The sequence below is a fragment of the Adhaeribacter aerolatus genome (assembly GCF_007991635.1).
Classification (GTDB): domain Bacteria; phylum Bacteroidota; class Bacteroidia; order Cytophagales; family Hymenobacteraceae; genus Adhaeribacter; species Adhaeribacter aerolatus.
This window is the reverse complement of sequence record NZ_BJYS01000033.1, coordinates 61,736-76,139: the sequence shown is the minus strand read 5'-3', so window position 1 is coordinate 76,139 and position 14,404 is coordinate 61,736. Positions and strand designations below refer to the sequence as shown.

The 14,404-nt window shown below is 45.1% G+C and carries 17 protein-coding genes and 1 tRNA gene; 8 read left to right on the top strand and 10 right to left on the bottom strand.

The features are described 5' to 3' along the window. Window positions 1-61 precede the first annotated feature (61 nt). The 4 genes from AAE02nite_RS19915 to AAE02nite_RS19900 all read right to left on the bottom strand — a co-directional run bounded on the left by AAE02nite_RS19915 (window position 62) and on the right by AAE02nite_RS19900 (window position 2,276). A complete protein-coding gene (locus AAE02nite_RS19915; protein WP_146902013.1) occupies window positions 62-889 on the bottom strand; it encodes a helix-turn-helix domain-containing protein in 828 nt (275 codons plus the stop codon). Continuing rightward, window positions 798-1,133, bottom strand: a complete 336-nt coding sequence (locus tag AAE02nite_RS19910) for a hypothetical protein (RefSeq protein ID WP_146902009.1) — start codon at window positions 1,131-1,133, stop codon at window positions 798-800. The genes AAE02nite_RS19915 and AAE02nite_RS19910 overlap by 92 nt, the downstream gene beginning before the upstream one ends. Before the next feature lie 125 nt (window positions 1,134-1,258). Further along, on the bottom strand, window positions 1,259-1,792 hold the full coding sequence (locus AAE02nite_RS19905) for an SRPBCC family protein (RefSeq protein WP_146902006.1): 534 nt from the start codon (window positions 1,790-1,792) through the stop codon (window positions 1,259-1,261). 28 nt (window positions 1,793-1,820) lie between these two features. Continuing rightward, window positions 1,821-2,276 carry an SRPBCC domain-containing protein gene (locus AAE02nite_RS19900; RefSeq protein ID WP_146902003.1) on the bottom strand — a complete coding sequence of 152 codons (456 nt, stop codon included), beginning with the start codon at window positions 2,274-2,276 and terminating at the stop codon, window positions 1,821-1,823. A 316-nt stretch (window positions 2,277-2,592) separates the two neighbouring features. Between AAE02nite_RS19900 and AAE02nite_RS19895 the strand changes: the two genes are divergently transcribed. After that, window positions 2,593-3,573 (top strand): GlxA family transcriptional regulator, encoded by a 981-nt coding sequence (locus AAE02nite_RS19895; RefSeq protein WP_146901999.1) that lies wholly within the window; start codon window positions 2,593-2,595, stop codon window positions 3,571-3,573. Between the two features lie 56 nt (window positions 3,574-3,629). On the opposite strand, the gene AAE02nite_RS19890 is transcribed toward AAE02nite_RS19895, so the two are convergent. The 4 genes from AAE02nite_RS19890 to AAE02nite_RS19875 all read right to left on the bottom strand — a co-directional run bounded on the left by AAE02nite_RS19890 (window position 3,630) and on the right by AAE02nite_RS19875 (window position 8,088). Further along, window positions 3,630-4,649 carry an MBL fold metallo-hydrolase gene (locus tag AAE02nite_RS19890; protein ID WP_146901996.1) on the bottom strand — a complete coding sequence of 340 codons (1,020 nt, stop codon included), beginning with the start codon at window positions 4,647-4,649 and terminating at the stop codon, window positions 3,630-3,632. 126 nt (window positions 4,650-4,775) lie between these two features. After that, window positions 4,776-5,414 (bottom strand): hypothetical protein, encoded by a 639-nt coding sequence (locus AAE02nite_RS19885; RefSeq protein WP_146901994.1) that lies wholly within the window; start codon window positions 5,412-5,414, stop codon window positions 4,776-4,778. A 139-nt stretch (window positions 5,415-5,553) separates the two neighbouring features. Then, window positions 5,554-7,398 carry a M61 family metallopeptidase gene (locus AAE02nite_RS19880; RefSeq protein ID WP_246151194.1) on the bottom strand — a complete coding sequence of 615 codons (1,845 nt, stop codon included), beginning with the start codon at window positions 7,396-7,398 and terminating at the stop codon, window positions 5,554-5,556. 45 nt (window positions 7,399-7,443) lie between these two features. Beyond that, complete coding sequence (locus AAE02nite_RS19875; RefSeq protein ID WP_146901992.1) at window positions 7,444-8,088, bottom strand: class I SAM-dependent methyltransferase; 645 nt, start codon at window positions 8,086-8,088, stop codon at window positions 7,444-7,446. A gap of 133 nt (window positions 8,089-8,221) precedes the next feature. Here AAE02nite_RS19875 and AAE02nite_RS19870 point away from each other — a divergent pair, with 133 nt between their 5' ends. Both AAE02nite_RS19870 and AAE02nite_RS19865 read left to right on the top strand, forming a co-directional pair. Continuing rightward, the gene (locus AAE02nite_RS19870; RefSeq protein ID WP_146901990.1) at window positions 8,222-9,100 is read left to right on the top strand and encodes a c-type cytochrome; all 879 of its coding nucleotides are present in this window, start codon (window positions 8,222-8,224) and stop codon (window positions 9,098-9,100) included. A 258-nt stretch (window positions 9,101-9,358) separates the two neighbouring features. Continuing rightward, complete coding sequence (locus AAE02nite_RS19865; RefSeq protein WP_146901987.1) at window positions 9,359-10,249, top strand: c-type cytochrome; 891 nt, start codon at window positions 9,359-9,361, stop codon at window positions 10,247-10,249. A gap of 4 nt (window positions 10,250-10,253) precedes the next feature. Here the strand turns inward: AAE02nite_RS19865 and AAE02nite_RS19860 are convergent, their stop codons facing one another. Both AAE02nite_RS19860 and thpR read right to left on the bottom strand, forming a co-directional pair. After that, entirely contained in the window at window positions 10,254-10,748 is a 495-nt protein-coding gene (locus tag AAE02nite_RS19860; RefSeq protein WP_146901984.1) for a CinA family protein, read from the bottom strand. A 60-nt stretch (window positions 10,749-10,808) separates the two neighbouring features. After that, entirely contained in the window at window positions 10,809-11,354 is a 546-nt protein-coding gene (gene thpR, locus AAE02nite_RS19855) for an RNA 2',3'-cyclic phosphodiesterase (protein ID WP_146901981.1), read from the bottom strand. 122 nt (window positions 11,355-11,476) lie between these two features. Between thpR and AAE02nite_RS19850 the strand changes: the two genes are divergently transcribed. From AAE02nite_RS19850 to AAE02nite_RS19830, 5 genes are all read left to right on the top strand, one after another. Beyond that, window positions 11,477-12,184, top strand: a complete 708-nt coding sequence (locus AAE02nite_RS19850) for a phosphatase PAP2 family protein (protein ID WP_146901978.1) — start codon at window positions 11,477-11,479, stop codon at window positions 12,182-12,184. Window positions 12,185-12,284: 100 nt separating this feature from the next. Continuing rightward, window positions 12,285-12,368 (top strand) — tRNA-Leu (locus tag AAE02nite_RS19845). A gap of 261 nt (window positions 12,369-12,629) precedes the next feature. Further along, entirely contained in the window at window positions 12,630-12,845 is a 216-nt protein-coding gene (locus AAE02nite_RS19840) for a hypothetical protein (RefSeq protein ID WP_146901975.1), read from the top strand. 241 nt (window positions 12,846-13,086) lie between these two features. Then, complete coding sequence (locus AAE02nite_RS19835) at window positions 13,087-13,281, top strand: hypothetical protein (protein ID WP_146901972.1); 195 nt, start codon at window positions 13,087-13,089, stop codon at window positions 13,279-13,281. A gap of 187 nt (window positions 13,282-13,468) precedes the next feature. Further along, the gene (locus AAE02nite_RS19830; protein ID WP_146901969.1) at window positions 13,469-14,203 is read left to right on the top strand and encodes a phosphatase PAP2 family protein; all 735 of its coding nucleotides are present in this window, start codon (window positions 13,469-13,471) and stop codon (window positions 14,201-14,203) included. The last annotated feature ends 201 nt before the right edge of the window (window positions 14,204-14,404 follow it).

Here is a 14,404-nt window from a genome sequence, read left to right as displayed (position 1 = left end):
AAACACAAAATTAAGACCTCTGGCTTGGTGGGAGAATGGATAAATAAGGCTAAAGCATAGATTATTTGGCCACAATAGAAATACCAACTGCCTTGCGGTAGTGCGCCGGCGACACGCCTACCTTGTTTTTGAAATACCGGCTGAAATAAAACTCGTCCTCAAAATTAAGGGCTACTGCTATCTCTTTTATAGTTTTATTCGTGAGGTGCAGTAATTTCTTCGCTTCCAGCACCACCCGGTCCTGCAGGAGCTGGGTAGGGGTTTTGCCAAATTGCTTCCTGATTTTTTTGCTGAAAGCATTCGTAGATAAAGATAAAGCCGCGGCGTAAAAAGCAATTCCTTTCTCTTGTAAGAAATGTTGTTCTAACAAATCCTGGAACTTAGCAATATCTTCCAGACTTGGCTCGTCGGGGGTAATATTTTGGAGTTGGTTGTTTTTCTCTTTGCTGCACAAGGCCAGAATAAGCTGCAGATAAGCTTTTAATACGGCCGTAGAACACCAGTCACAGGCATCTTTTTCCTGGCCGATTTTCCGGAACAGCGCTAATATTTCGTGAAAATCGTTTTCCGGAACCGTGATATGGGGGAATAAATAGATGTTGTTGAAGAGTAAACCATTGCAGGCTACTTCTTTTTTATGGTACTCAATGCAATAAAAATCGCCGTGGAATTCCAGAACATTAATTTCCAGGTCTTCGGGGCTGAGCCACTGAAGGTGCTGGTAAGGTGAAAGGAATAAAATGGTATGGTCAGAAAAATGATAAGGGGTGAAATCGATCTGAAAAGAACCCGCCCCCTTAAAAAGCAATATTTGATAATACGCCGAGTCGGCGGGAAGCTGGAAGTCGGTGCTTCTTTTTGTTTTCAGACTGATAAGGACCTCTTCCATGACTATATGCGTAATCTAACTGCCCGTGCGTAAACAAATTTCCGGCCAGATTTGCCCCTTTGGATTTGCCAAAGCCTGGGAATTGGTTTCTGAAAAGCCGGCTACCTGTATCTTTTACTGCGCCTGAATATTTTCTGGCATAACAATATTTAAAATAAGCCAATCCAAAAAAATCCGTCAGGGTAGCGTCCGCGGCAATGGCCTTCTTCACTTTACAGGAAAGCCAATCTTCCGCCTGGACCATCTAAATTTATTTAGCCTGCCTGATGAATGGCCTATTGGTTCAGCTAATCCCGGCGGTTATAAAAGTTCCACCGGGTTTAGCTGAACCAAAAATGTTGTTCGGAAAACAATTTAATTATATTTTCTTCAATTTTTTTCTACCACCTGTTTTAACGTAGCCAGGCTGATTTCCAAATCTTTGCCCAGCAGATTATCGGTAAATAAATGCATCAGGTTGAGCGGGTAAGGATTGCCGCCGGTCATGCCCCAGGTCACTTTGGTTTGGGTCGGCGAAACCGTTTCGGTGGTCATCGGGACTTGGGCTACACCCGCAAAAGGGCGGATAAACCGTATTTCAATTTCCAGTTTTTCGTTTTCGGTAATGTGTTTAATTTCCTGTTCGCCCTGACCGGCTTTATCGTTGCCGTTCCAGGCATACACAAAACCGGGGGTGCCATCGGTGCCGCGGTAAGTTTTTTTCATGTCCGGATCTGCCATTACCCATTTGCTGTAGTGCTCCTGGTTTTTCAGGTGCCGGATATAGGCAAATACTTCGCCCTGCGGTTTGTTAATAATTATCTGGCGCGCAACGGTATATTCTTTTTTAACGAACAGCGCCAATATCAGTAGCAAGGCGATAAAGCCGGCTACCCCAATTAAAATATTTAACAGCATTTTCATCGTCTTTATTTTATTAAACATTCGCTGACTAACCATTCTGTTCGGCCAGGTCCTTTATTTTTAGCAGAGCCGTATCCCACGCGCCCGCCATCATTTCTAAATATTCCTCGCCCATATCAGCTTCCACGTGTAGCTGCGTGTGGCCGCCTTGCCCGGTTAAATAATAAGATTCGCGGCCTCCTTTTACAGCCTGCGCTTCCGGGGTGTCGTATACTTCTTTTCCGCCGCTTAAAAGGCCTTCGTATTCTACTGCCAGCACTTCCTGGGGCTCGTGCCGGATTACTTTTGCTACAATGCCCTCGCCGGAATTGTCTTTAAATACCGCCTTGCTGCCGAGTTGCCAATCGGTTTCGGCGTGCGCGCCTTCGGAGAAAGCGGCGTACCATTGCCGGGTATAAGCATCGCGGGTTAATATTTCCCAAACTTTTTCTTTCGGGGCGTTTATCCCGATGTTTTTTTTGATTACTTGTGTTGCAGCGTTCATTTTTATAAATTTTAAGGTTAATAATCATTTTACCAGTAGTGTAGTCTGTATTTAGCGGGTGTCGGCCACTCTAAAATATTGGGTTGCTTTGGCTTTGATTTAGTTATAAGTTATAGTACAAACATAAAGCAAATTAGCAGAAAAGAGCGGGGGTGAATCCGGCAAAAAAAGGGTTGGTTGCGACAATTTTTCTAATTATATTGGCAATAAATTAACCCACCGGCTGGTAAACCAGATTTATGGACGAAAATAACCAACGATTTTAGCAACAGGTGTGGGCTTAAGCCTTAATACTAATATAAGAAAGTTTGTTTTTATGAAACACATCTCTATTCTGGTACCCCGCGGAGCCATTCTGGGCAGCATCGAAGGCCCCCGCCAGGTTTTTACCGAGGTTAATAAGTTATTAAAGAATATGGGCAAGCCGGCTTTGTTTAAAGTGCAGTTGGTGGGCCTGGCCGGCGAAGTGCCGGCGGCGGGTGGAATTTACACCGTTTATACCGATGCGGTAGTGAATGATATTGTAAAAACCGACCTGATTATAATTCCGGCACTGGACGGCGATATGCTGCGAAACCTGGAAATGAACCGCGACTTTGTGCCCTGGATTGTCGCGCAGTATAAAGCCGGAGCCGAAGTAGGCAGCCTTTGTGTGGGGGCTTTTTTGCTGGCTTCTACCGGGTTAATATCCGGCCGCAAGTGTGCCACCCACTGGATGGCAGCCAACGATTTCCGGCGAATGTTTCCGGAGGTAAACCTGGTAGAAGATAAAATTATTACCGATGAGCTGGGTATTTATTCCAGTGGCGGCGCTTTCTCTTACCTTAACCTGATTTTATACCTCATCGAAAAATACGTGGGCCGCGACGTAGCCGTTTTTATGTCAAAAGCCTTTCAGATTGATATTCAGCGCAGCAGTCAATCGCCGTTTATGATATTTAAGGGGCAGAAAGAACACGAGGATGAACCTGTTAAAAAAGCCCAGGAATTTATCGAGCAGAATTTCCAGGAAAAAATATCGGTAGACCAACTGGCGGCCATGTTTGCGCTGGGCCGCCGCAACCTGGAGCGCCGGTTTAAAAAAGCAACCTCCAATACCGTGGTAGAATATATTCAGCGGGTAAAAATAGAAGCGGCTAAAATGAGCCTCGAAACTTCTATGGAAAATATTAATGAGGTAATGTATTCGGTGGGCTATTCCGATACCAAAGCTTTTCGTTCGACCTTTAAAAAAATTACCGGCCTCTCGCCGGTGGAATACCGCTACAAATACAACAAAGAGATAATGGTAGCCTAGTTAGCGTCGGCGTTGTTTTGGCTGGCCAAGCGTTGCTCCTGTAACCCGAAAACCGGTTAGATAGGCAGGGCTTCGCCGATAGCCGGTTGTAACAACTGACCATTCATTTTGCCGGCTGCGGCGTATTGCTGCATTAACCGGATAGGCTCACCGGCAGGCTCGTCCGATAAATCGAACGTACCAAAATGCATCGGAATAAAGAACCGTCCGCCTAAATCGTTAAAAGCCTGCACCGCCTCGCCCGGGTTCAGGTGGCTTTTTTCCATGATAAAGGCGGGTTTATAGGCACCAATTGGCATCAGGCAAAAATCCGGCTCCCCAAAAAACCGCTTTATTTCGGTAAAATGATCTTTGTAGCCCGAGTCGCCGGCAAAGTAAATGCTTTTTTGCGGCGTCCGGATGAGGAAACTACCCCACAAAACCTGGTTCATATCGGTCAGGCCACGCCGGTGCCAGTGCGAAGCGGGTAAATAAATAATTTCGATGCCGGTGTCGGCGGGCAAGTTGTATTGCTGGTACCAACCGGCTTCCTGGTACGCCATTCCCGGCGCCATTTTCTGTAATAATTTGCCTAAACGCAGCGGAATCAGGGCTTTTAAACCAGGATTCTGCCGGAACAAAACTTTAATTGATTTTTCGTCGAAGTGATCGCGGTGGCCGTGCGATAAAAGCAGGTAATTTAAATTTTGCAGCTGGCTGGTCGGGAAGGGCAGGGGCGTTCTTCTTTTGAGCATCGGCAAATCGAAGAAAACCGGGTCAATGATAAAGGTAAAATTATTTAACCGGAGGAGGAAACTGGCGTGACCCAGCCACACGAGAGCATCTTCTGCCGAACTAAAAAAGTCCGGGTCTGGCTTAACCGGTGGTGTATAGTCGTCGGCTGCCTTTTCTTTTTTCTGCGGATTTTCGGCCAGTTTCCATTTAAGCACATTCACAAAAGCAGGCTGGTACAATTCATCCCCGTTGGCAAACATACCGTCTATAAGCTTGTTGCCGGGCCAGTTTTCTTTTAAAGTCTGGAGTTCTGAGTTTTGGAGGTAGGCTGTTTGCACGTGAGTAGCTTTTTGGTGCTTCATACGAGAATAATTTGCTCCTGTTAAATTGATTTTAGCTGTTGAAATATTTAAATGTAAAACACAAGGGCCCGGCTACTAAAGCAACCGGGCCCTTTGTTTTGCTCAAAGGCATTCGCTATTTCTGAATTAATAACTCCAGGGCGATGCCGGATTGTACCACATTTGGTTGTAAGCGTTGCCATTGGAATATCGGACACCACCCGATACCGAAAAATTCTCGGTTACTTTGTAGTTGGCCCGTAAAGACAGGCCATTGCGGCCGCCCGGTATATATAAATTTAACAAAGCCGGCATCGGGTTTTTCGAGAAGTCGCGCCACACGGTACCAGTCAGGTTTAGGCGGTCGTTAACCAGGTAATTACCACCGGCATTTAATATAAAGCGCTGGTTGTAGCCGGGTGTGTAGTTCGCAGCAAAAGCATCGTTCCCGTACAAGTTGGCATTAGCGCCAAAAGACGTTACCAGGTTAAGGCTGGCAAAACCGCTGAACCGTTTAGTGACCGGAAACAGCACACTAGGCTCTAAAAAGGTAGTGGTTCCATATAAGCGGCTAAATTGTGTACCAGCCGATAAACCATAGCTTATTTTCCGGGGCGGAATAGCAACCGGGCTTTTTGTAGTTCCCGCTGGGTTGATTTTTTCTGCCGGTGGCGCTAGTGCCGGCGGCGCGCTGTTTATTTCGGCTTTGCCTTCGCCTGGCGTTTGAGCCCGGGTATTTAAACAGATTAAAAGCAAAAATGCTGCTGATATTATATGTTTAATCATAAGGTGTTTAAAGCTAAAATGATACCAGGCCATTGGGTAGCCGTTTAAATTTACAAAATAAGGTTGATTGTAACTAAATATTAAACTCTAAATTTACTGAAATAGTATTTAGCCGGGGATAAAAGCAAGGCTTTCTATTCTATTTTCGGCCGGTATTCACCTGGGAAGTTAGCCAATTGTGCCGGAAAGCCTTAGCTTGTTTGCTTAGTTTTAAACCCGCTGCTTCATAAGGTATTACTTCCAGTTGCGGGTCTTCCGCTAGTTTTATCATGGCTTCTTTGGGTTTGCCTATCCGGGTAATAAACGTAATTTCTACTTGGTCGCCGGGTTTATGAGCGGCTAAGGCTTTGGATAAATCTCCGGAAGCACTTATTTTTTTACCGTCCAGCGTTTGAATGATATCTTCGCGGTTCAGGCCGGCCTGGTACAACGGGCTTCCTGCGAAAGTGTTGGTTCCGATGACGGCGGCGTTGTTCCGGAAAATAAGCGGCGTTAAACCCAGACTGGCTTTGCTGGCATTGGTTTTACGCAATAAAAAACCAGCTTGCGCCAGCAAGGTCTGGTAATCGGCTAACGCTTGACCGTAAATGTGCTGCCGGAAAAATGCGGCGGCAAATTTTGGGTCGCGGGTAAGGGCACCCAACGTATTTTCCAAATCGGTTAACGTATAAGGTATTTCGGGCTGGCCGTGCTTTTGCCACAAAGCCTGCATGTAATGGTCGAGGGTAATATTTTTGAATTTAGAACGTAAGGTCAGGTCGAGGGCCAGGCCAATAACGCTGCCGAAAGGGTAGTACGAGATGTAGGTATTGATGCGGTTTACCGGATCGATTGACTGCGCCGCATCCACGAAAGGCGCCTGATAACTCATTTGTACCGGGGAGAAATAACGGTGTCCCGGCGAGTTAAGCACGTGGTTTAATTCGGCCGAAATATTCTGCGCATATTCCGCTGCGGTATTTACCCCGCTCCGGCACAATATTAAATCGCCGTAATAACTGGTGAAACCTTCGGCAAACCACAACTCCCCGGACATATTGGCTTCGGCAAAATTAAAGGGCTCCAGCGATTTAGGCCGGAGGCGCTCTACGTTCCAGGAATGAAAATATTCGTGCGATAAGGTGCTAAGGTGGTTGTTTACGTTGCTTTCTAAGGGCTGGCTGCTGGTAATAAAAGTGGAATTCCGGTGTTCCATGCCATCGCCGGTAGCTTGTAGGCCGTAACAAGCCAGGAAAGTGTAAGTGCCAAAATCATAATCCGGGAACTGCCCGAAAACCGCGCCGGCTTCGGCAACAATCTTTTTGGCTTTGGCGGTGTAGTCGGCAAAGGCATTATCGCCGTCGGGGCCGTACAGGGCAATCTGGATAGTTTTACTCTGCCCCGGCAACTGCCATTCCGAAAATTGCAAACTGCTTATTTCTACGGGGCTATCCATTAAATATTGCAGGTGCGGGGCCGAGTAGGTATTGGAGGCCGTTTCTTTTTTAAGCTGGGTGGCTATTTGCCAGTTTTTACCCGTGGGTAAATTAAACTGCACCAGGCGCGGCCGCTCGTCTAAACCTACACCATACATTAAGGTGGCCGGCATATTTAAATGCACGTGCTCCTCGCTGATGCCGTTGTACGTACCATCGGCCCGGTCGCCGAACAAAGTATAGGTAATGATAACGGTGCCGTCGTGGTTGGCTACATCCCACTGGTGCGGATTGGGCCGGGATAAGGTTATTTCCTGCCCCTGTCCGTTATAAGCCCGCACCTGGTACACGTTCTTGGCAAATTCGTGCAGGGCGTAACGCCCTGGCGAAGAACGGGCCATCCGGAAAGAAACGGAGCCGGCCGGTAGATCCGCAAAAATTACTTTTATCTCGGCTTCGTGGTGTACCGCGCTCGGAAAAGATAAAGCATAACTAATAGGTTTCTGGGCCGCTGCGGCCAGTTGAAAAATAGAAAAAATTAATACCAGAAAGGAACGAGCTAAAGTCATCAGGAATTTAAACCGGGTTATTTGGCGTTGGGTAACAGCATTTATTTACTTTTTCTGATAAAGAACAGCTTTAATCAGGTTAAGGTAAAAATAAGCTGATTTTTGCGGAACCAGGTGATAGCGACCCAGGATTTTTTGCCAATCGGGCAGGGTGGTGGCACTAATACTGCTTACCACCCGGAAAAACCGGTACATCGTGCGGGTTAATAGTTTCGTCCAAATTTGCCGGAGGCCCGAACCGGGCGTTTCTACAAAATCGGCAATTAGCCAGTAACCGTTGGGCCGCAAACTGCTGTAAAGAATGCTGGTGATAATTTCCAGTTCCGATGGCCGAAACAAGTCTAAAAAGAAAAAACTGATAACTACCTCAAATTCTTCGGCCGGATGAATATTTTCTTCGGTTCCTAACCGGAATTCTACCGGAATGGCCGGGGTCAAATTATTAATTTTTCCTTTAGCCAGGTGCAACATGCTAGCGGAGGCTTCTAAATACACAATCCGGGAAGGAGTAGTGCGGGCAAAAAGTTCGGGTAAAAGCCAGCCGGTACCGCCGCCAATAATTAAAATCCGGGCATTGTGCGGAATATTTTCCAGATGCGTTAGCTGCGCTTTTTTAATAGCCCGACCAAAAACCAGCCCGGCTAAAAAATCATAATAAGGCGCTACCAGGTCAAAGCCGGATTTAATCATCTGTATAAGTCATTCAACCCTCAAAATTGGGCATTCAATATAGTTAATTGTATAATATATTGATTTTATAGGACTAAGGTATATTTTTGTGCTAATAAGTGATGATATACCGCCCTGTAAAAACACCAAAACTATGAAAAAATTTTTAAAATGGACCGGCTGGGTGCTGGGTTCGCTGGTTGTAGTGCTCTTAATAGCTTACATCATTATTTATTTTATGTCGGAGAACCGGCTGAATAAAACTTACCCTTTAGCGGTAAAGCCGGTTAAAGTGCCCAGTGGGCCAGAGGCGGTGGCGGCCGGCGAAAGGGTGGCTAAAATGCGGGATTGTACGGGCTGCCACAACGAACACTTTGAAGGCAAGGTATTTATCGAAGATCCGGCTTTAGGGCGGGTAATAGCCCCTAACTTAACGGGCGGCCAGGGAAGCCCCACTGCCAACTACAACGACCAGGACTGGGTACGCGCCATCCGGCACGGCCTGAACAAAGAAGGTAAACCTTTGAAAATTATGCCGTCGGAGGTATTTTATGCTATCTCTAACCAGGATTTAGGAAACATGATTGCCTACCTGAAAGCCTTGCCGAAGGTGAACAGCAATTTACCCGAATCTAATTTAAAACCGCTGGCCCGCACGCTGCTTACCTTTAATGTAATCCCGTTACTGCCTTACGAAAGAATCGATCATCAGGCGCCTATCCAGGAGGTAGTGCTGCCCAGTGTTTCGGCTGAGTACGGTAAATACCTGACTACCACCTGTTCCGGTTGCCACGGCGCCAATTTTAAGGGCGGCGAACCGCACGGCGAAGGTGCTCCCCGCATTGCCAATATTACGCCGGGCGGCAATTTAGGTAAGTGGTCCGAAGAAGAATTTAAAAAGGTATTGCGCACCGGTGTCACTCCGGAAGGTAAAAGGCTCGAAACCAAGTTTATGCCCTGGAACATGACCAAAGACATGACCGATGACGAATTAAAAGCCATTTTCCTTTATCTGAAAAGTTTGCCGGCTTAACTATTTCGTTTATTGTGCTTCGCAAGAAATATTGGTAGAACTTCAAAAAGTTATAATGCAAAGACACTTGACTTTAGAAGAAGAGCGAAATAAACTGGCTTAAGTAAAAAAAAGATAATATTTTTCCTTTATTAATTTAGACTTTTTACCAAAATATATTTAAGTAATTATATGTATTATCTGATTTAATTTTTTATTTTTAACGGTAACCATTTGGTTAAAAAGGGTTTATGTTTCAACTACACACCATTTATCTCTATGAAAAAATTCTTTAAATGGACAGGTATTGTCCTGGGTTCTGTTATTGTACTGCTGCTCATCGGTTATGCTTTCATTTATTTTAGTGTAGAGAGCCGTTTTAACAAGAAGTACGAAGTGGCTGAACAGCCGATTACCATTCCTACCGATGCTGCTACAATTGCCCTGGGAGAACACATTGCGGCAATCAAGGGCTGCGGCGATTGCCACGGCCAAGATTTTGGGGGCAATGTGGTAATCGACGACCCGGCCCTGGGGTTGGTGACCGCGCCCAATATTACCATGGGTAAAGGCGGTTTAAGCTCGCGCCACGGTACCTTTACCGACCAGGATTACGTGCGTGCCATTCGGCACGGCCTGGACAAAGAAGGCAAATCCCTGAAGTTAATGCCATCTTACGAGTATCAGCCTTTATGTAAAAAAGATTTAGCAGCGCTCATAGCTTATTTAAAGAGCCGACCCGCCGTAGATAAAGAAATGCCGGCAATAGCCATGGGCCCGGTAGGTTATGTATTAGCCAATTTCGACAAATTGCCGCTAATAGTAGCCGAGAAAGTAAACCATTCGGCGCCGTTGGAAGAAGAAGTACATCCGACCGTAACGGTGGCTTACGGCAAATACATGGCGGTTTCTTGTCAGGGCTGCCATGGCAGTAACTACCAAGGGGGCGCCCCAATAATTCCGGGTTCACCGCTGGTGCCAAATATTACTGGTAAAGGTAAGTTAAGTAATTGGACCGAAGACCAGTTTATTCAAACTTTACGCACCGGCGTTACACCCGAAGGTAAAAAATTGGATCCGAAATATATGCCCTGGCCCATGGCTAAAGAATTTACCGATACCGAAATCAAAGCACTTTACCTATTCCTGAAAGCGCAACAGACCAGTTAATAATTTATTCGTGTTCAAAATGGCGGTCGAGGGTATTTTCGATTTTTTCGAAGATAAAAGCGGCCGCCTTTTTACGGATATCTGTGGCATTCCCTTCAAATAACTCCCGGTACTCTTCTACCTTGTTCCGGCATAAAATAGAGAAGAAGACCGTGCCCACCGGTTTTTCTTTATTTTCGGAGGCTCCGCTACCACCCAAACCGGTTACGGCTACACAAATATCGGCTTTCAATAATTTATGAAGGCCCATTACCATTTCGTTGGTTACCTGCTGCGACTCGGCCGTATATAATTTAAGCGTCTGTTTTTTTACCCCCAGCACTTTTTGCTTTACTTCTTCGGCGTAAGTAACAATGCTGCCCAGCAATACATCGCTCGTGCCTTTGGCTTTCACAAATTCCGAAATTAACATGCCGCCGGTAATGCTCTCGGCAAAGGCAATGGTCATTTTTTTATCTTTCAGTTTAAAGGCCAGCCGCGATAAGTCAGATTCGTTCATGTAAGTAAAGGATTAAATAATTTAATGCTTTTACTCGGGTTCGGCCTGTATGGTTATCTCTTAAACTAGTGCCGGCAAAAGTTTAAACTCATTTAAAATGCGATAGCGCGGGTGCGGACTGCCTAATTCTGATTGCCAAATACCAAAGCTATTAACAGGGAAGTCCGGAAACGCGATGCCCTGGCTAACCGGCAAAACCAGGTTACTAAGTTTATCTTTTTTTAGCCGGGCTATGGTAACATGCGGAATATACTCGCCGGGGTGATCAGAAGAGGAATTTAATTTTTCCTGAATGGTACGGGCCAGTTGGGTAAAGGCTGGATGATCGTGAAAACGAGCCCAAACCAGCCGTGGTGATTTTAACTTGGGGCCGGGTGCCGTTTCTTTAAACGTAAGGGTAAAAGCCGGCAAGTATGCGGCAATGTTTTCTAATGGTTGAGTTAAATTCATTAATTCTGATTCGGGTGTTTCGCCCAGAAAATGCAACGTGAGGTGCAGGTTGGCAGCGGGAACCAAACGCACGCCTTGCTGGTGGTACTGTGCCTGTTGGGTTTGTAAAGCCGCCAGTACGTTGGCCGGTAAGGGAGCCGCAATAAATAAACGCATCTGGTTTGTTCTGTTTGTTCTTGATGCTTTTCTCTAACGCGGACCAGGTAAAAATGATTTAAAACCCAAGGCCGGTTGCCCGAATATCTGGAAACAGCAATTTTGCGTATAGGTATTTCTGTATGACCAAGATATTCAAAAAAGCGCTGGCGTTGTTCGCCTTGTTTACGGTTGAACTGCTGTTTATATGGGTGGTTTTTATCAGTTGTTTGGTTTTGTTTTTATTACTGGCCCGCCAAATTTTGCAGGGCGGCGACTTAAACTTTGACCAGGCGGCTTTTGCTTTTGCCGATGGCCTGCATACGCCGGTTTTCGACAGCTTTATGCGAAATATTACCTTCTTCGCCTCGCGCGATTTTATTACCGGTGCTTCGCTGATGTTAATCTTTTATTTTTTGTTTATCCGGCGGCACAAGTGGTATTCCATAAAAGTACCGGTTATCGCCTTAGGCAGTATTTCACTTAACCTTATTCTTAAATTTCTGTTCGATCGCGAACGGCCCCTCATTCCGCACCTGGTGCAATCTTATGGTTTAAGCTTCCCAAGCGGCCACGCCATGATAAGTGCTTCTTTCTATGGTTTATTAATTTACCTGGTGTGGGTTAATGTTAAAAACCCGGTAGGGCGCTGGGCCTTGGTTATAGCCTTGGCTTTATTTATTTTGCTAATTGGTTTTAGCCGGGTTTATTTGCACGTGCACTATGCCAGCGATGTTTTAGCAGGATTTGCCGCCGGCTTGCTGTGGGTTATCATAGCCGTTTATGCCCTCAGAAAAATAGAGCGGTATTCCCGCCGCAAAATAGCCCCGATAGTAGAAGAACCGGCCTGAAAAAATATTCCGGACGGGTTTGCAATATTAAATCTAATTCTGCTACATTTGTGTCCCGATTGTCAGACGCGATATGCCGGGTTTGATTTTACCAGAATAGGCGCACGTGGCGGAACTGGTAGACGTGCAGGTCTCAGAAGCCTGTGGGAGTTGTCCCGTGGGAGTTCGAGTCTCCCCGTGCGCACTTAACCAACTAAATAGCCCCTCTACGCCTTAGTAGAGGGGCTATTTTACTTTTGGCACTTGCTTTTTAATTTCTATTTTAGCAGGCGCAAAGTTTTAGCGTAATTAATAACTAGTCTAGCGCTAACGTTGTAATATAGGTTCTGCTGAAATAGAAACTTATATTCTTTTGTATGAAGGCATTCCTTTTTGATATCCAAGCTGGCCCGGCATCGGCTGAGGCAGCGCTAGGGTAAATGTTCCAGATTAATAGAATCACGCTATGCCCTTATATAATAAAGCAAAAAACTTTGATGAAGAGGAACTGGAAAACATGTCCTTTGATGAGTGCTATGAACTGCTGCTGATTTTCCGGTACTTGCAATTTAGAGAAGATGAAACCATTGATAAAGAATTAATAAAAGTGCGTATGGAGCAGTTGCGGAAACGGATGTTGGAACTGAATGAAAACTCCACTCATTTTAAAAACTTTCTTTAAAAGTTTTTTTGATCTAACTCGGTCTTAAACGAATTGTTCCGGTAATAGCGCTGTTCCTGAAACTTACTTTCGTGCATTTGGGCCCGAGGGAGATGCCAGTTGAGAAATCAGCGGAAACAGTTTAATAATTTTTTTGAAAACTGCCTTTAATTTTAATTGCTGCCCTCCAATTTCATTAAATCTTCATCTTCGATAACTTAATTATAACATAAATAGTTAGGCAGCAAAGACCGTAGTTGGTATGTATAATTTTAACATTCATTCCGAAGAAGAGTACAAAACAGCCGAAGCCAGGCTGGAAATAATGGCCGGAGCCATTCCGGGGACGGTAGAAGCATGCGAATTAAAATGCCTGACGAAAGCCGTGGTAGATTACCTGAAAAAACAAAGCCTGCCAACCCATTTAAAGCAAGATTCGGCGCCTTCTAAAGAATAGAATTGGGCTTATTAGCTTAACCGGAGGGAGAAAATTCACAAATATTTTTTCGTAAAAAAGAAGCTCGGTATTTTTGATAAGCTAATGGTGCCACCACTAACACCGGATATTCTTCTTTAACTTATTTATTCCTAAATCAAAACCTGTTTATAAACAGTATTAGGCTTTAGAATTACTTTTTTAAGAGATGACAAATCTGGTAAAAAAGATTTTAGCGCTTTTTACATTAATTGGGGCAGAACTGGTTATCCTGGGTGGCGTGGCCTTTATTTGTGTTTCCCTGTTTTTATTAATGGCCAAATTGGTTTTTCTGGACCAGAACCAAACCCTGGATATGGCCGCTTTTGCCTTTGCTAAGCGACATACCACCCCGGGTTTTACAGCTTTTATGCGCTTCGTTACTTTTTTTGCCTCCAAGGATTTTCTAATTTATGGGTCGCTCAGCTTGGCTTTTATTTTCTTCTTTATTAAAAAGCACCGTTGGTATGCTGTAAAAATACCTGTAATAGCGGCCGGTAGTTCTCTTTTAAACCAGGGCATGAAATTCTGGTTCGACCGACCGCGGCCCGAAACGGCTTTTTACGAGCAATCCGGCTTTAGTTTCCCAAGCGGCCACGCCATGATTGGCGGCGCCTTTTACGGCTTGTTTATTTACCTGGTCTGGACCAATATAAAGTCACTTTTCTGGCGGTGGTTTTTCACGCTGCTGTTATGTCTTTGGATAGTATTAATTGGCTATAGTCGCGTTTACCTCAATGTGCATTATGCCAGCGATATCCTGGCCGGCTGGTCGGCGGGGTTTGTTTTTTTAATTATTTCCTTGCGGGTTCTCCGGAAATTTGAACCTACTAACGCCCGCAAAGCAACCGAAGTAATACAGGAAGAAAATGCACCCGAAAACAGAAAGCGTAAGAATGCTTAAATGAAATATTGTCAAGTTATCGGGTCTGCAACCAGTAGCACCATAATTATTCCTCCTGAAAGCTCCGATAAGGACACCAACCATAAACCTAATCTGTCCTGCTGAAAGCATCTATTGACTAGCAAGGGAGTAAGTAAAAGAAGCTATTGCTCATTTACCGGTAAGACTTTTTAACTAACAGTTCTTTCCAAGAGGAAAAAC